This window comes from Pseudomonas sp. NFX1, assembly GCF_051123555.1.
Classification (GTDB): domain Bacteria; phylum Pseudomonadota; class Gammaproteobacteria; order Pseudomonadales; family Pseudomonadaceae; genus Aquipseudomonas; species Aquipseudomonas capeferrum.
Map to the genome: position 1 here is coordinate 5,035,108 of NZ_CP169366.1, position 16,784 is coordinate 5,051,891.

Here is a 16,784-nt window from a genome sequence, read left to right on the forward strand (position 1 = left end):
CTCAGCGGTTGCTGTAACGGCCATGCTTGCCGTGGGCAGGCATGGCCTGGTTGCCACGCTCGGCGATCATCTGCGCAAGGCCGATCAGCACGATGCCTTCTGCCTTCAGCCGGGGCAGTTCGCGTTCCAGCACCTGCAGTGTCTGCGGGTAGGGGTGGCCGATCAACACGGCGGAGCCTTGCCGCCGGGCAAGCTCAACCCCCTGGCGCAACTGGCGGTCGATTGCCTCGACGGTGCGCTCGTCATCGAGGAATACATCACGCGAAACGTGCGCCAGGCCAACGGCCTGCGCCTGGGCCGCTGCCACCGTGGCTGCACTGGTACGGCTATCGACGAAGAACAGATGCCGCCGTTGCAGTTCACCCATCAGCCAGGTCATCGGGTCCCGCTGGGCCGTCATTCGGCTGCCCATGTGGTTGTTGATGCCAGCGGCGTAGGGCACCTTGGCCAGGGCCGCATCCAGGCGGCTGGCCAGTTCGGGCAGCGGCAGGCCGGGGTGCCAGGCGTAAGGGCCGGTGGCAGGGTCCATGGGCATGTGCAGGATCACCGTCTTGCCGGCCTTGTGCGCCTGGCGGGCGAAGTCAGTAGCGTGCGGGGTGTCGGGCATGATCGCCATCGTGACCGGGCCGGGCAGGGCAAGCGTGCGGTTGTCGCGTTCGCTGCTTTGGCCCAGGTCGTCGATGATGATGCTCATGTAGGCTTTGTTGGTCGGCGCCGCTTGGGCGACGCCAGCCAACACACAGAACAGCAGACACAGCAGATAGCGCATCGGCTGGATCATTTGCCCGAGGTGATGTTCAGGCCCTTGAGCAGGCTCAGCGCCTGGCTCAGCTGGAAGTCATCATCTTGCGGGCGTTCCTTGCGCTTGCTGCTGCCGGTTGGGCGGTCGGCGCCGCCGTTGCCGTTGCCCAGGTGACCTTGCAGGTCGGCTTCCTTGAAGTTGTCGGTGTCGACCTCGGCGGTGAGCTTGGCCGGGCGCACCTCGATGTCGGGCACGATGCCCTGGGCCTGGATCGAACGGCCGTTAGGGGTGTAATACAGTGCGGTGGTGAGCTTCAGGGCGCGGTCGTTGGCCAGCGGCAGCACGGTTTGCACCGAGCCTTTGCCGAAGCTGTCGGTACCCATGAGCACCGCCCGTTTCTGGTCTTGCAGGGCGCCGGCGACGATTTCCGAAGCCGAAGCACTGCCGCCGTTGATCAGCACCACCAGCGGTACACCTTCACTGGCATCGGCCGGGTCGGCGGAGAAGCGCAGTTCGGAGTTGGCGATACGGCCCTTGGTGTAGACGATCAGGCCCTTGGTCAGGAAGTGGTCGGCCACTTCTACCGCCGACTGCAGCACGCCGCCGGGGTTGTTGCGCAGGTCGAGCACCACGCCGCGCAGTTTCTTGCCGTTGTCCTTGCGCAGCTTGGCCAGGGCCTTGCCCACTTCGTCACCGGTCTTGACCTGGAACTGGGTGATACGGATGTAGCCGTAGTCGTTTTCCAGCAGTTGGCTCTTGACGCTCTTGACCTGGATCACTGCGCGGGCGAGGGTCACGTCGAACGGGTTGCCGCCGTCACGTACCAGAGTCAGGGTGATCTTCTCGCCGATCTTGCCGCGCATCTTGTCGACCGCTTCGGTCATGGTCTGGCCCCGGGTCGGTGCGCCGTTGATCTTGACGATCAGGTCACCGGCCTGCACACCGGCCCGCGAAGCTGGGGTGTCATCGATGGGCGAGACCACCTTGATGAAGCCGTCTTCCTGGCCAACTTCTATGCCCAGGCCACCGAATTCGCCGCTGGTGCTCTCTTGCAGCTCCTGGAAGTCTTCGGGGCCAAGGTAGGCCGAGTGCGGGTCCAGGTTACTGAGCATGCCCTTGATGGCGTTTTCCAGCAGGGTCTTGTCGTCCACAGGCTCCACATAGGCAGCCTTGATGCGGTCCATGACCTCGGCGAAGGTGCGCAGCTCCTCCAGTGGCAGCGGCGCCTTGGCCGTCACCTCGGTGGCCGGCACCGCGGCTGGCTTGGCCGGCTCTGCGGCAGTGGCCAGGGGCGCACCGACCGCCAGGGCGATGGACAGGGCCAGCTGGGTGAGACGAGGCGAGTGCAGCATGTCGAACGAACTCCTGATCCTGTTGGCGCTCCTTGAGGAGCATCGGCGCAGCATTCAGGCTACGCCGTAAAAAGGTGAACTGGGTTGCAACCCTAACCTCTGCACCACTGCGAAGGGTCGGTAGGCCGGCCCTGCTGGCGGATGGCGAAGTACAAGCCTGCGCTGTCCTGGCCACCGCTGTCACCCACGGTGGAAATGGCGTCGCCGGCCTTGACGATGTCGCCGGCGCTCTTGAGCAGGCTCTGGTTGTGACCGTACAGGCTCAGGTAACCATTACCATGGTCGAGAATGACCAGAAGTCCAGCACCGCGCAACCAGTCGGCAAACACCACGCGGCCGCCGTGTACGGCGCGTACTTGAGTGCCTGGGTTGGCGCTGATCATCACCCCGTCCCATTTGGCGCGGGCGTCACTGCCGCGTGCATCGCCGAAGCGTGCCAGCAATCGACCATTGACGGGCCACGGAAGTTTTCCCCGCGCAGCAGAAAATGCGCCGCCGTAGTTTGCGCCATCGCTGGACACTATCGGGCCAAGGGTGGTGCGGGCTTTTTTCGGCGGCTCTGCGGCCTCGCGGGCGTCATTGCGTGCAGCGGCGGCGGCCAGGGCTTCCTGCTGGCGGCGTTTTTCCGCCTCCTGCTGGGCCAGCAGGGCTTTCTTGCGCGCTTCCTCGGCTTCACGGGCTTGGCGCGCCAGGGTTTCCTCGATGGTCTTGAGGACTTTGCCAAGGTCGGCCTGGTCCTGCTCGCGGGCCTGCAGCTTCTGGTCGCGGTCTTTCATGTCGCTGTTGAGCTTGGCCAGTACTTGCTGGCGCTTGCTGCGTTCGGTTTCGAGCGCCTGGCGGCGGCTGTCGAGGTCGCCGCGCTGGGCCAGCAGCTGCGCTTGCTGGCGGCCGATGTCCTGTTCGACATTGGCCAGTTGGCGCAGGGTCTCGTTGAAGGTGCGCAGTTGTTCCAGGCGCGCCTTGCTCAAGTAATCGTAATAGGTAAGGGTGCGGGCGAATTTCTCGGGGTTCTGCTGGTTGAGCAGCAGCTTGAGGTATTCCTCGCGGCCGTTCTGGTAGGCGGAACGGGCCTGGATGGCGATCAGTCGCTGTTGTTCAACGCGGGCGCTCTGGAGTTTTTTTTTCTCGGTTTCAAGGCGCTCCAGCTCGCCCTCGGTCTTTTTTAGTTCTTGTTGCAGTGCCTCCACCTGCTTTTCGAGATCGCCGATGTCGGTCTCGGTGGACTTGAGGTCTTTCTGCACGCCCGACTTCTCTTCCTGGAGCTTGCCCAGCATCTTTTTGAGCTCGGCGATGTCCTGGCGGGTGGCGTCCAGTTGTTGCTGGGTCTGCGCACGCTCATCGGCGAACGCCGGGCTGAGCAGGCAAGACAGGGCGAGTAGGATCAGGGCGCGAAGCATGGGGTTGGGCGTACCAGGGATGGAGACTGGCCTAGTATGCCCGCGCGGGCCTGCAAAAAAAACGCCTCGCGGCAGATGCGGCGAGGCGTTTGTCTGGAATTCATCGGTAAAGGGGCTGCAAAGCGGCCCCGATACACCGATCAGGCATCGACCAGAATCGACGTCCCGGTCATTTCCACAGGCTTTTCCAGCCCCAGCAATTGCAGCATGGTCGGCGCCACGTCGGCCAGCACGCCGCCTTCGCGAACCTTGAGCTTGCGCTTGCCGACATAGATGAACGGTACCGGCTCGGTGGTGTGGGCGGTGTGCGCCTGGCCGGTGCATTCGTCTTCCATCTGTTCGACGTTGCCGTGGTCGGCGGTGATCAGTGCCTCACCGTCGACCTTTTCCAGCGCCTCGACGATACGCCCGACACAGGTATCCAGCGCTTCGACCGCCTTGACCGCAGCCTCGAATACGCCGGTGTGGCCGACCATGTCGCCGTTGGCGTAGTTGACCACGATCACGTCGTAACGCTGCTGCTCGATGGCTTCGACGATACGGTCGGTGACTTCAGGCGCGTTCATCTCCGGCTGCAGGTCATAGGTGGCGACCTTCGGCGACGGGATGAGGATGCGCTCTTCGCCTTCGAACGGCTCTTCGCGGCCACCGGAGAAGAAGAACGTGACGTGCGCGTACTTCTCGGTCTCGGCGATGCGCAGCTGGGTCTTGCCGTTCTTGGCCAGGTACTCGCCCAGTACGTTGTTCAGGCTGGAGGGGGCGAAGGCGGCCGGGGCCGGGATTTTCGCCGAGTACTGGGTCAGGCCGATGTAGGCCGCCATCTTCGGCAGGCGCGCACGGGGGAACTCGTTGAAGTCCGGCTCGACGAAGGCACGCGACAGTTCGCGGGCGCGGTCAGCGCGGAAGTTCATGAAGATCACCGCGTCGCCGTCTTCGACCTTGACGGCCTCGCCAATGCGCGTGGCTTTGACGAATTCGTCGTTCTCTTCACGGGCATAGGCGGCTTCCAGGCCGGCGAGGGCGGTCTCTGCGGTGTAGTCGGCAACGCTGTCGACGATCAGGTTGTAGGCAGCGGCGACGCGGTCCCAGCGGTTGTCGCGGTCCATGGCGAAGTAGCGGCCGATGAGGCTGGCGATGCGGCCCTTGCCGAGCTTGGCGAAGGTCGCGTCGAGCAGTTCGATGGACGACTGCGCGCTGCGTGGCGGCGTGTCGCGGCCGTCGAGGAAGGCGTGCAGGTAGATTTTTTCGGCGCCACGCTGTGCGGCCAGTTCGGCCATGGCGATCAGGTGGTCCTGGTGGCTGTGCACGCCACCGTCGGACAGGAGGCCGAGGATGTGCACGGCCTTGCCGGCACCGGCCGCCTTGTCCACCGCGCCGGTGAGCACCGGGTTGCGGAAGAACTCGCCATCACGAATGGCCTTGGTGACGCGTGTGAAGTCCTGGTAGACGACACGGCCGGCACCGAGGTTCATGTGGCCGACTTCGGAGTTGCCCATCTGCCCGTCCGGCAGGCCCACATCCATGCCTGAACCGGAAATCAGGCCATGCGGCCGTGTGGCGCGCAGGCGGTCATAGACCGGTGTGTTGGCGGCAAAGATGGCGTTGTATTCGGGGCTTTCGCTGTGGCCGAATCCATCCAGGATAATCAGGACCAGGGGTTTGGGCGTACTCGTCATCAATCAAACTCACGGTTGTTCAAAGATGATAAAGACACGCATTTTAGGGCAAATGCGCCATCAGCGGCGAATATTCGTCCTATCCCTCGACCGGCGCGGCCACGCTGACAGGGCCAAGGTGCTTTTCCGGCCGGCCGGTCGGGCTTTGGTGGCACTGGGGTGCTGTGTATACTGGCCGGCATTTTCAATCGCCTGGAACACCGCTGATGGTTGCTCACCTGATTCAATTCGCGACAGATCACTACATCCTGGTTGCGATCTTCGTTGTTCTGCTGGTCCTGTTGCTCATCAATGAAGTCCGCCGTGGCGGCCAGAGCCTGAGCAATGGCCAGCTGACCGCTCTGGTCAACGCCGACAAGGCCTTGGTCATCGACATCCGTACCGCCAAGGAATATGCCGCGGGCCACATCGTCGGCGCGGTGAACATCCCGCAAGACAAACTGGTCAGCCGCATGGCCGAGCTGGAAAAACACAAAGAGAAGACCCTGATCATCGTCGATGCGATGGGCCAGCAGTCCGGCACGCTCTGCCGCGAACTGCTCAAGGCTGGTTTCACCGCTGCCAAGCTGAGCGGTGGCGTTTCCAGCTGGAAAGCCGATAACCTGCCCCTGGTGAAGTGATATGAAGCCTGTCATCGTTTATTCCAGCGACTATTGCCCCTACTGCATGCGCGCCAAGTACCTGCTCGAGAGCAAGGGCATTGCGTTCGAGGAAATCAAGGTCGATGGCAAGCCGCAGGTTCGTGCCGAAATGAGTCAGAAGGCCGGCCGTACTTCGGTGCCGCAGATCTGGATCGGCAGTATCCATGTCGGTGGATGCGATGACCTCTATGCCCTGGAGCGCGCGGGCAAACTCGACGCGCTGCTGGCGGCCTGATTTGCACTGCATTCAAAAACATTAGGATAAGGATCTGCCATGACTGACCAACAGACCAACGGCGCAGCTGCCGAAGACAACAGCCCTCAGTTCTCGCTGCAGCGCATCTACGTGCGTGACCTGTCGTTCGAGGCCCCGAAAAGCCCGCAGATCTTCCGCCAGCAGTGGGAGCCGAGCGTTGCGCTGGACCTGAACACCAAGCAGAAAGCCCTGGAAGGCGACTTCCACGAGGTGGTGCTGACCCTGTCGGTAACCGTCAAGAACGGTGACGAAGTGGCCTTCATCGCCGAAGTACAGCAGGCTGGCATCTTCCTGATCGCCAACCTCGACGCGGCTTCGATGAGCCACACCCTCGGCGCGTTCTGCCCGAACATCCTGTTCCCTTACGCCCGTGAGACCCTGGACAGCCTGGTGACCCGTGGTTCGTTCCCGGCACTGATGCTGTCCCCGGTCAACTTCGACGCCCTGTACGCGCAAGAGCTCCAGCGTATGCAGGAAGCGGGCGAGACGCCCACCGTTCAGTGATGACGGGCGGTTAGTAAAAAGGCGACCTTCGGGGTCGCCTTTTTATTGCTCTGTTGCCTGGTCCGGCCTCTTCGCGGGCAAGCCCGCTCCTACAGGGGTACTACTAAAACCTGTGGGAGCGGGCTTGCCCGCGAAGAGGCCAGAGCAGGCAATGGGTCAGCTTCCGGCAAACCCGTTCTGCCGCCAGGCCTCATACACCGTCACCGCCACGGTATTGGACAGGTTTAGACTGCGGCACCCCGGCCGCATCGGCAGGCGCAAGCGCTGCTCGGGCGGCAGGCTGTCCAGCACGTCGACTGGCAAACCGCGGCTTTCGGGGCCAAACAAGAAGGCATCGCCCGGCTGGTAGGCGACTTCATGGAAGGGGTGCGAGCCCTTGGTGGTGAAGGCGAACAGCCGAGGGTTGCCCAGACTTTCCAGGCATCCGGCCAGGCTCTCGTGGCGCTTGAGCGTGGCATACTCGTGGTAGTCCAGCCCCGCCCTGCGCAGGCGCTTGTCATCCAGCTCGAAGCTGATGGGCTCGATCAGGTGCAGGTCGCAACCGCTGTTGGCGCACAGGCGAATGATGTTGCCGGTATTCGGCGGAATTTCTGGTTGAAAAAGGATGACGTGAAACATGCACGGCTCCAGGCGTGAAGATGACGAGCATTCTACCCCTGAACCGGACCTGCGTTCGAAGGCCTTCCCGCGGGTAATGCTTTCGCTGGCCATTGTCGGCCTGATGGTGGGCCTGATGATCGGCCGCCTGACCACCCCTGATGAGCGGGTGCTGGAACAGGTCGTGGTGGTGGAGGACGGGCTCGACCTGTGGTTCAACGAAGAACCCAAGCTGCACGGCGAAAACGTTGAAGGGACGGTTGCGGTGCTGTTCGAGGCCCAGGGCAAGGCCCAGCGAGGGCAATTGTACCTGCAGGGCAAGCCGGTCGGCTGGCGCGTGCAGAAAGGCGAGGAAGGGTTGTTGCTGACGGTGGTTGCCGCGCGTCCCCTGCACGGTGATTGGGCTGGTGCAGAGGACGCTGGGCGTTGGCGTGTGCAGGTGAGGCTGCACGAATAAAAGAGGGGATGTCCCGGCCTGCCTGTACCAGGGTCCCCAAAACTTGCGCTGCTGCAAATAAAAGTGGGGTTTTCCCGGCCTGCCTGTACCGAGGACCCCGAAACTGGGAGATACAGTACTTATTGCAGGGGGCGTGCCAGTTTTGCAAAACCCGGAAACATTGGCTTTCAGGGCTTTTTTGCCAGGATTTGAGGGTTTTTGTGCCTTCAGGCGGTGCAGGGGGCACAGGATCGGTGCATGGGGCTTGAAATGTTGAGGGCTGCAAAGCAGCCCCCGGATGTCATGGCCTACCTATGACTCAATGCTCTTCGCTGTCGTCATCATCCCCGCCGGCGACATTCATCCCCAGCTCCTTGATCTTGCGCGTCAAGGTATTGCGCCCCCAGCCCAGCAGAAGCGCCGCATCCCTGCGCCGCCCGGCGGTATGCTTGAGCGCGGTCTCGATCATGATCCGTTCAAAGCTGGGCACCGCACTGTCGAGCAGATTGGTCTGGCCCCGGGCCAGTGCCTGGTCGGCCCACTGGCGCAGCGCCTGCTCCCAATTGGTTACGGGGGCCGCGTCCTGCGGCAGGTTCAGCAGCTCTGGCGGCAGGTCACCAATCAGCACTTCACGGCTGGAGGCCATTACGGTGATCCAGCGGCAGGTGTTTTCCATCTGCCGCACGTTGCCCGGCCACGGCAGGTTGCGGATGAACTCTTCGGTCTCCGGCTTTAGCAGCTTCGGCTCCACGGCCAACTCCTGGGCCGCGCGGGCGAGGAAGTGGCGGGCGAGGGCGGGGATGTCTTCGCGGCGGTCGGCCAGGCGCGGTATATGAATGCGGATCACGTTGAGGCGGTGGAACAAGTCCTCGCGGAACTTGCCCGCCTGCACCAGCGATTCCAGGTTCTGGTGGGTGGCGGCAATGATGCGCACATCGACCTTGACCGGCACGTGGCCGCCAACCCGGTAGAACTCGCCATCGGCCAGTACGCGCAGCAGGCGGGTCTGGGTATCGGCGGGCATGTCGCCGATCTCGTCAAGAAACAGCGTGCCGCCATCGGCCTGCTCGAAGCGGCCACGGCGCAAGTTGGCGGCACCGGTGAAGGCACCTTTCTCGTGACCGAACAGCTCGGACTCCATCAGGTCCTTGGGGATGGCTGCCATGTTCAGGGCAATGAACGGTGACGCCGCACGCGGGCTGTGCCGGTGCAGCGCATGGGCCACCAGCTCCTTGCCGGTGCCGGACTCGCCGTTGATCAGTACCGTGATGTTGGAGTGGCTCAGGCGCCCGATCGCGCGGAACACCTCCTGCATCGCCGGCGCTTCGCCGATGATCTCCGGCGTGCGGGCCAGGGCCTGTGGCACATCCAGGCCTTGCTGCTCCTGGGCATGCTGATTGGCGCGCTTGACCAGCGACACCGCCTCGTCGACGTCGAATGGCTTGGGCAGGTATTCGAAGGCACCGCCCTGGTAGGACGCCACGGCACTGTCGAGGTCGGAATGGGCGGTCATGATGATGACCGGCAGGCGCGGGTGCTGCTCGCGAATCTGGGCCAGCAAGTCGAGGCCACTGGTACCGGGCATGCGGATATCGGAAATGATCACATCCGGCTGCTGGCGTGCCAGGCGGCCCATGACGCCATCGGCGCTGTCGAAGCTCTGGGTGGTCATGCCTTCTTGTTGCAGGGCTTTTTCCAGGACCCAGCGGATGGAGCGATCATCGTCGACGATCCATACGGTTTCACTTCGGCTCATGAGGCGGTGGCTCCTTGTTCCAGAGGCAGGTAGATCGAAAAGGCGGTATGGCCTGCATGGCTTTCACATTCGATCAAGCCTTGGTGCTGGCTGATGATGTTCTGGGTGATGGCCAGGCCCAGCCCGGTACCGTCCGGGCGGCCACTGACCATGGGATAGAAGAGGGTGTCTTGCAGTTCCGACGGGATGCCCGGGCCGTTGTCGATGATCTCGACCCGTGCCACCAAGCGATGCCGCACGTGGCCGATGGTGAACTGGCGCAGGGCACGGCTGCGCAAGGTGATGCGGCCCAAGCGCAGCTCGTTCTGCGAGCTGATCGCCTGCATGGCGTTGCGCACGATGTTGAGCACCGCCTGGATCATCTGCTCGCGGTCGATCAGCACATCTGGCAGGCTCGGGTCGTAGTCGCGCACCAATGTGATGCACCCCTGGCTTTCGGCCTCCACCAGGCTGCAGACCCGCTCCAGCACTTCGTGGATGTTGGTCATGGCCAGCGAGGGCAGCTTGTTCGAGCCGAGCATGCGGTCGACCAGGTTACGCAGGCGGTCGGCCTCTTCGATGATCACGTTGGTGTAGTCGCGCAGGCCGTCTTCGGGCAGCTCGCGGGCCAACAGTTGCGCCGCGCCACGGATGCCGCCGAGCGGGTTCTTGATTTCGTGTGCCAGGCCACGCACCAGCATTTTGGTGGTTTCCTGCTTGCTCAGCTGGGCCTCTTCCTTGGTGATGCGCAGCAGCCGGTCGCGCGGGTGCACCTCCAGCAGCAGCAGGGTCTGGCCCTGGTGCAGAATGGGGGTGACGGCGTAATCGACGGTGATGGTCTGCCCGGTCAGCGAGGTCAGTTGCGCTTCGCGCTTGGTGAACGGGTGCGCCTGCTCGACCGCTTGGCGCAACGAGCTGAGCGCTTCGGTCGATTCGGTGAACAACTCGCTGATGAACTGCCCGTGGCTGCGCTGGCCGCTGACGGCCAACAGCATTTCCGCGGCCGGGTTCATGTATTCCAGGCGCAGCTCGGCATTGAGCAGGAGCGTGGCAGTGGTCAGGTTGTCCAGAAGCAGACGGTGCTGTGCATCGCTGATGGTCATAAGGCGTCGTTGACCTCTTTTTGCGCTTGCCTGGCAGAAGTGGCCAGAGCTGGGCGCGCTGTGGATCCGCTGATGCGAGACTCTGTGCTTTCAAGAAATGCAAGAAACAAACCAAGGCTCCGAAAAGAAGCGGATTTGCCTGAGAAAGCCCTGGATTTGCGCTTATTCGGACCAGAAAGCGCTGTTCGAGCGCTCATCACGACCCGTTTTGGGCCGCAGGACAGAGCACTCGTAGCTGTTATGCACCAATATAGAGCATTGCTGTGTTCAACGTTTAGGGCACAGCTGCCCGGTAGCGCGAACCATGGCGAGGTGGTGTAACGGGTCGTTGGTATGGCTGATCAAGGCATCAGCAAGTTTGCGCGCGCAATCGGCCGGGGGGTGTTGGTCAAATCGACCCAATTCGAACAGCAGGGTGGCCTGCAGTTTGTCCAGGCGTGGGCGCAGTTGATCAATCAGGTCCAGGGGCTCAGTTGGCGGCCTTTGTCCCCGTAGGGTCCAGCGGTCGAGCAAGGCGTATTGAATGAGTTTGTTGGCCTCTATCTGGTCGCTGAAGAAGGCGGCGGCACGATCAGCATTGATGTCATAGCTTTCAGCGTGTTGACGAACACGGGTGATGACCTGTCTTTCGCGTTCAGGCGCCTCCACCGGCAATTGGTGATCCCACTTGTGCCGCGCAACCGAGCTTGCCAGGTCCAGGCGGTGCTCGATATGGGCAAGCAGTGGGTTGAACTCAGGTTGGGAGGGGGTCGCAGCGCTGCAACCGAGGAGTGCGAGCGAACAGCAGAGCGAGGGGAAGGCAAGGCGCATGGTGTTCTCCTTATTGATGGAGACTTGATTGTGCGCAGTCGGTCAGGTTCTGCTTGTAGGAGGTGTCTGATTTGGCCAGCGATAAACAAAAACGGCCTCCCGAAGGAGGCCGTCTTGGTGATGTCATCGGCGCCAGGCGCCAATCAGATCAGCAGCTGTAGTACAGCTCATATTCCAGCGGGTGTACGAAGGTACGGACCTTGATCTCTTCTTCGCTCTTCAGCTCGATGAAGGCATCGATGAAGTCGTCGGAGAACACGCCGCCCTTGGTCAGGAACGCACGGCCTTTGTCCAGCTCTTCCAGGGCTTCTTTCAGGCTGCCACAAACCTGCGGGATGTCCTTGGCCTCTTCAGGCGGCAGGTCGTACAGGTTCTTGTCGGCAGCATCGCCTGGGTGGATCTTGTTCTGGATGCCGTCCAGGCCAGCCATCAGCAGGGCTGCGAAGGCCAGGTACGGGTTGGCCGATGGGTCCGGGAAGCGCGCTTCGATACGACGGGCCTTCGGGCTGCCGACGTAAGGAATGCGGATCGAGGCGGAACGGTTGCGCGCCGAGTAGGCCAGCATGACCGGGGCTTCGAAGCCTGGGACCAGACGCTTGTAGGAGTTGGTCGACGGGTTGGTGAAGCCGTTCAGGGCCTTACCGTGTTTGATGATGCCGCCGATGAAGTACAGGGCGGTGTCGGACAGGCCGGCATAGCCTTCACCCGAGAAGGTGTTCTTGCCGTCTTTCCAGATCGACATGTGCACGTGCATGCCCGAGCCGTTGTCGCCGTACAGCGGCTTAGGCATGAAGGTGGCGGTACGGCCGTAAGCGTCGGCAACGTTGTGCACGACGTATTTCAGGGCCTGTACTTCGTCAGCTTTCTTCACCAGGGTGTTGAACTTGACGCCGATTTCGTTCTGGCCGGCAGTCGCCACTTCGTGGTGGTGAACTTCAACGGTCTGGCCCATTTCTTCCAGTGCGTTGCACATGGCAGTACGGATTTCGTGGTCGTGGTCGAACGGCGGAACTGGGAAGTAGCCGCCTTTCACGCCTGGACGGTGGCCTTTGTTGCCGCCTTCCACGTCAGCGCCGGTCATCCACGAGCCTTGCTCGGAGAAGATCTTGAACATCGAGCCGGAGATGTCCGAGTGGAACTTCACTTCGTCGAAGATGAAGAACTCAGGCTCCGGGCCTGCGAATACGGTGTCACCGATACCGGTGCTCTTGAGGTACTCTTCGGCGCGCTTGGCGATGCCGCGCGGGTCGCGATCGTAGCCCTGCATGCTCGACGGGTCGACGATGTCGCAGGTGATGATCAGGGTCGGCTCTTCGGTGAACGGGTCCAGCACGGCGGTGTCGTCGACCGGCATCAGGATCATGTCGGAAGCTTCGATGCCTTTCCAGCCAGCGATGGAGGAACCGTCGAACATCTTGCCGACTTCGAAGAAGTCTTCGTCCAGAGCGTCACGCGCTGGCATGGTCACGTGGTGCTGAATGCCTTTGGTGTCCGTGAAACGCAGATCAATCCACTTGACGTCATGATCTTTGATGAGTTGAACCGACTTCGACATGTTGTCCTCCGGATGGTCTAGAGCGCGGTGGGCCGCTGCCCTGGAAAAAGGGGTGTTGCCGGGCGCGGATAGTCGGCCAAGCTTACCTGCCTCACAAGGGAGCAAATTGCATGCCAGTGCCCGAAAATGGCGAGGGCGAGATAAAAGGGGGCGTTTACGGGCATTAACTGAGGGTGGATGACCGAAAAACGCACCCATTAGAGGCAAGAAAACAACTTGTCGCACCATGTTGGTGCACTGCTGGAGGGTGGTGCTTTGTTTGAGGGCCTGTTGACGGGTAAAGCCGCTGCCACAAGCCAAATCGACCCCTGCGGGGGTAGGTGTACCCGCGAAAGGCCCGGGGCAGGCGGCGCAAATACTGACTCTGGCCACATCGGCAAACCTTCTGTACAAAAGTTGGTCAAATCCTGAGCAATTTCCGCTATAATTCGCGCCCCTCATTTTCGGCAGGCCCTGCGCGCGCTGTTAACCAATGAAACTTATCGTCAAAGTCTTCCCAGAAATCACCATCAAGAGCCGGCCGGTGCGCAAGCGCTTCATCCGTCAGCTCGGCAAGAACATCCGCAACGTGCTCAAGGATCTCGATCCTGAGCTCGCGGTCGATGGTGTCTGGGATAATCTCGAAGTGGTCACCCGCGTCGAGGACGAAAAGGTCCAGCGCGAAATGATCGAGCGCCTCACCTGCACCCCGGGTATCACCCACTTCCTGCAGGTAGAGGAATACCCGCTCGGCGACTTCGACGACATCGTCGAGAAGTGCAAGCAGCACTTCGGTCATCTGCTGGCGGGCAAGCACTTTGCCGTGCGCTGCAAGCGCGGCGGCCACCATGACTTCACTTCGATGGACGTCGACCGCTACGTCGGCAGCCAGCTGCGCCAGCAGTGTGGCGCCGCTGGCATCGAGCTGAAGAACCCGGAAGTCCTGGTGCGCATCGAAATCCGCAACCAGCGCCTGTACGTGATCCACAATCAGCACCAGGGCATCGGCGGTTACCCGCTGGGCGCCCTGGAGCAAACCCTGGTACTGATGTCGGGTGGCTTCGATTCCACCGTGGCGGCCTACCAGATGATGCGCCGTGGCCTGATGACCCACTTCTGCTTCTTCAACCTCGGCGGCCGTGCCCACGAGCTGGGCGTGATGGAAGTGGCCCACTACCTGTGGAAGAAGTACGGCAGCAGCCAGCGCGTGCTGTTCATCAGCGTGCCGTTCGAAGAAGTGGTCGGCGAGATTCTCAACAAGGTCGACAACAGCTACATGGGCGTGACCCTCAAGCGCATGATGTTGCGCGGCGCTGCCCATATGGCCGACCGCCTGCAGATCGAAGCGCTGGTCACCGGCGAGGCGATTTCCCAGGTCTCCAGCCAGACCTTGCCGAACCTGTCGATCATCGACTCGGCGACCGACAAGCTGGTACTGCGCCCGCTGCTGGCCAGCCACAAGCAGGACATCATCGACCAGGCCACCGAAATCGGCACCGCCGATTTTGCCAAGCACATGCCTGAATACTGCGGCGTGATCTCGGTAAACCCGACCACCCACGCCAAGCGCCACCGCATGGAGCATGAAGAAAAGCAATTCGACATGGCCGTGCTGGAGCGCGCCCTCGAACGCGCCAAGTTCATCTCGATCGACCACGTGATCGACGAGCTGGGCAAAGACATCGAGGTAGAAGAAGTTCGCGAAGCGCTGCCTGGCCAGATCGTCATCGACATCCGTCACCCCGATGCTCAGGAAGACGAACCCTTGGTGATCGAGGGCGTCGAAGTCCAGGTGATGCCGTTTTATGCAATCAATAGTCGCTTCAAGCAGCTGGATGAAACTCGCCAGTACCTGCTGTATTGCGACAAGGGTGTGATGAGCCGTCTGCACGCACACCACCTGCTCAGTGAGGGACATGCCAATGTGCGTGTTTATCGTCCGGCATAAGACGCCAGGGCTGTATGGCGGCAGCATCCGCCATCGCCCTCCCGACCGCCGGCCCTGCTGAGCCTTATACCTTACATATTGGTCGCCTAGACTAGGCGGCAACCGAATCCTCTGATCGAGATACACTTGTGATCGAAAATCTGCGTAACATCGCCATCATCGCCCACGTTGACCATGGTAAAACCACGTTGGTCGACAAACTCCTGCGTCAGTCCGGCACTCTGGAGCGTAACGAGCTCAACGACGAGCGCGTCATGGACTCCAACGACCAGGAAAAAGAGCGCGGTATTACCATTCTGGCGAAAAACACCGCCATCAACTGGAACGGCTACCACATCAACATCGTCGACACCCCCGGCCACGCCGACTTCGGTGGCGAGGTTGAGCGTGTAATGTCGATGGTCGACTCCGTGCTGCTGCTGGTCGACGCCCAGGACGGCCCTATGCCGCAAACCCGCTTCGTGACCAAGAAGGCCTTCGAAGCCGGCCTGAAGCCGATCGTCGTGATCAACAAGGTCGACCGTCCGGGCGCGCGTCCTGACTGGGTTCTGGACCAGATCTTCGACCTGTTCGACAACCTCGGCGCTACCGACGAGCAGCTGGACTTCAAAGTGGTCTACGCCTCGGCCCTGAACGGCATTGCCGGTCTGGACCACGCCGAAATGGGCGAAGACATGACTGCCCTGTACCAGGCTGTCGTCGACCACGTTCCAGCCCCAGCTGTTGACCGTGACGGCCCGTTCCAGATGCAGATCTCCGCACTGGACTACAACAGCTTCCTGGGTGTGATCGGTGTTGGCCGTATCGCCCGTGGTCGCGTCAAGCCTAACACCCCGGTTGTCGCCATCGACGCCGACGGCAAGAAGCGTAACGGCCGTATCCTCAAGCTGATGGGTCACCACGGTCTGCACCGCGTCGACGTCGAAGAAGCCCAAGCTGGCGACATCGTCTGCATCAGCGGTTTCGACGAGCTGTTCATCTCCGACACCCTGTGCGACCCGACTGCCGTTGAGGCGATGAAGCCGCTGACCGTTGACGAGCCTACCGTTTCGATGACCTTCCAGGTCAACGACTCGCCGTTCTGCGGCAAGGAAGGCAAGTTCGTCACCAGCCGTAACATCAAGGACCGTCTGGATAAAGAGCTGCTGTACAACGTTGCCCTGCGCGTTGAAGAAACCGACTCCCCAGACAAGTTCAAGGTCTCGGGCCGTGGCGAGCTGCACCTCTCGGTACTGATCGAAACCATGCGTCGCGAAGGCTTCGAACTGGCCCTGGGCCGTCCGGAAGTCATCATTCGCGAAGTAGACGGCGTCAAGCAAGAGCCGTTCGAGAACGTCACCATCGACATCCCTGAAGAATCGCAGGGCAAGGTCATGGAAGAAATGGGTCTGCGTAAAGGCGACCTGACCAACATGGTCCCGGATGGCAAAGGCCGTGTACGCCTTGAATACAACATCCCGGCGCGTGGTCTGATCGGTTTCCGTAACCAGTTCCTGACCCTGACCAACGGTGCAGGCATCCTGACTTCGATCTTTGATCGCTACGACACCGTGAAGTCCGGCCACATGTCCGGCCGTCAGAACGGCGTACTGGTTTCGGTCGAAACCGGCAAGGCGCTGACCTACTCGCTGGAAACCCTGCAGGCGCGTGGCAAGCTGTTCGTCGAGCACGGTCAAGAGATCTACAACGGTCAGATCGTCGGCCAGAACAGCCGCGACAACGACCTGGGCGTCAACCCTACCAAGGGCAAGAAGCTCGACAACATGCGTGCTTCGGGTAAAGACGAAGTCATCGCTCTGGTTCCACCTGTTCGCTTCACCCTGGAACAGGCTCTGGAATACATCCAGGAAGACGAGCTGTGCGAAGTAACGCCGAAGTCCATCCGTCTTCGCAAGAAGATCCTGGATGAAAGCGAGCGTACCCGCGCTGCCAAGAAAGCCAAGAACAGCTGAGTTAGCTCTGGCTGAATGAAAACGCCCCCGGTCGAAAGGCCGGGGGCGTTTTTTTTGCCTTGAGATTTGGGGCTGCAAAGCAGCCCCAAATCTCAAATGCA

The 16,784-nt window shown here is 61.6% G+C and carries 15 protein-coding genes; 6 read left to right on the forward strand and 9 right to left on the reverse strand.

All coding sequences use genetic code 11. From position 1 onward, the window contains the following. Position 1 precedes the first annotated feature (1 nt). The 4 genes from DJ563_RS22675 to gpmI form a co-directional block, all read right to left on the reverse strand. Positions 2-769, reverse strand: coding sequence for a divergent polysaccharide deacetylase family protein (locus DJ563_RS22675; protein WP_434518371.1), 768 nt, complete (start codon positions 767-769; stop codon positions 2-4). Positions 770-777: 8 nt separating this feature from the next. Continuing rightward, complete coding sequence (locus tag DJ563_RS22680) at positions 778-2,094, reverse strand: S41 family peptidase (protein WP_033701976.1); 1,317 nt, start codon at positions 2,092-2,094, stop codon at positions 778-780. Between the two features lie 92 nt (positions 2,095-2,186). Next, positions 2,187-3,491: a murein hydrolase activator EnvC family protein gene (locus tag DJ563_RS22685; protein WP_434518372.1), complete on the reverse strand. Its 1,305-nt coding sequence runs from the start codon at positions 3,489-3,491 to the stop codon at positions 2,187-2,189. Between the two features lie 140 nt (positions 3,492-3,631). After that, positions 3,632-5,167, reverse strand: a complete 1,536-nt coding sequence (gene gpmI / locus DJ563_RS22690) for a 2,3-bisphosphoglycerate-independent phosphoglycerate mutase (protein WP_274097738.1) — start codon at positions 5,165-5,167, stop codon at positions 3,632-3,634. A 206-nt stretch (positions 5,168-5,373) separates the two neighbouring features. Here gpmI and DJ563_RS22695 point away from each other — a divergent pair, with 206 nt between their 5' ends. Genes DJ563_RS22695 through secB form a run of 3 tightly spaced genes read left to right on the forward strand, consistent with a single transcriptional unit; the run spans position 5,374 to position 6,568 of the window. Further along, positions 5,374-5,787, forward strand: a complete 414-nt coding sequence (locus tag DJ563_RS22695) for a rhodanese-like domain-containing protein (RefSeq protein ID WP_274097739.1) — start codon at positions 5,374-5,376, stop codon at positions 5,785-5,787. Between the two features lies 1 nt (position 5,788). Continuing rightward, positions 5,789-6,043, forward strand: coding sequence for a glutaredoxin 3 (gene grxC / locus DJ563_RS22700; protein ID WP_434518373.1), 255 nt, complete (start codon positions 5,789-5,791; stop codon positions 6,041-6,043). A 39-nt stretch (positions 6,044-6,082) separates the two neighbouring features. After that, complete coding sequence (gene secB / locus DJ563_RS22705) at positions 6,083-6,568, forward strand: protein-export chaperone SecB (RefSeq protein WP_167064543.1); 486 nt, start codon at positions 6,083-6,085, stop codon at positions 6,566-6,568. Positions 6,569-6,724: 156 nt separating this feature from the next. Here secB and trmL read toward each other — a convergent pair whose 3' ends face one another. Then, complete coding sequence (gene trmL / locus DJ563_RS22710; protein ID WP_274097740.1) at positions 6,725-7,186, reverse strand: tRNA (uridine(34)/cytosine(34)/5-carboxymethylaminomethyluridine(34)-2'-O)-methyltransferase TrmL; 462 nt, start codon at positions 7,184-7,186, stop codon at positions 6,725-6,727. Here trmL and DJ563_RS22715 point away from each other — a divergent pair. Continuing rightward, entirely contained in the window at positions 7,185-7,622 is a 438-nt protein-coding gene (locus tag DJ563_RS22715) for a hypothetical protein (RefSeq protein WP_434518374.1), read from the forward strand. The genes trmL and DJ563_RS22715 overlap by 2 nt on opposite strands. Before the next feature lie 298 nt (positions 7,623-7,920). Here DJ563_RS22715 and ntrC read toward each other — a convergent pair whose 3' ends face one another. The 4 genes from ntrC to glnA all read right to left on the reverse strand — a co-directional run bounded on the left by ntrC (position 7,921) and on the right by glnA (position 12,804). Beyond that, complete coding sequence (gene ntrC / locus DJ563_RS22720) at positions 7,921-9,357, reverse strand: nitrogen regulation protein NR(I) (protein WP_033701965.1); 1,437 nt, start codon at positions 9,355-9,357, stop codon at positions 7,921-7,923. Further along, positions 9,354-10,439 (reverse strand): nitrogen regulation protein NR(II), encoded by a 1,086-nt coding sequence (gene glnL / locus DJ563_RS22725; RefSeq protein ID WP_033701964.1) that lies wholly within the window; start codon positions 10,437-10,439, stop codon positions 9,354-9,356. Before glnL ends, ntrC begins: the two co-directional genes overlap by 4 nt. 267 nt (positions 10,440-10,706) lie before the next feature. Continuing rightward, positions 10,707-11,249 (reverse strand): chorismate mutase, encoded by a 543-nt coding sequence (locus DJ563_RS22730; protein ID WP_434518375.1) that lies wholly within the window; start codon positions 11,247-11,249, stop codon positions 10,707-10,709. Positions 11,250-11,397: 148 nt separating this feature from the next. Beyond that, positions 11,398-12,804 carry a type I glutamate--ammonia ligase gene (gene glnA, locus DJ563_RS22735; protein WP_033701962.1) on the reverse strand — a complete coding sequence of 469 codons (1,407 nt, stop codon included), beginning with the start codon at positions 12,802-12,804 and terminating at the stop codon, positions 11,398-11,400. A gap of 472 nt (positions 12,805-13,276) precedes the next feature. Here glnA and thiI point away from each other — a divergent pair, with 472 nt between their 5' ends. Together thiI and typA are read left to right on the forward strand one after the other, a co-directional pair. Then, positions 13,277-14,731, forward strand: a complete 1,455-nt coding sequence (thiI, locus tag DJ563_RS22740) for a tRNA uracil 4-sulfurtransferase ThiI (protein ID WP_033701961.1) — start codon at positions 13,277-13,279, stop codon at positions 14,729-14,731. A gap of 128 nt (positions 14,732-14,859) precedes the next feature. Continuing rightward, complete coding sequence (gene typA / locus DJ563_RS22745; protein WP_033701960.1) at positions 14,860-16,683, forward strand: translational GTPase TypA; 1,824 nt, start codon at positions 14,860-14,862, stop codon at positions 16,681-16,683. The last annotated feature ends 101 nt before the right edge of the window (positions 16,684-16,784 follow it).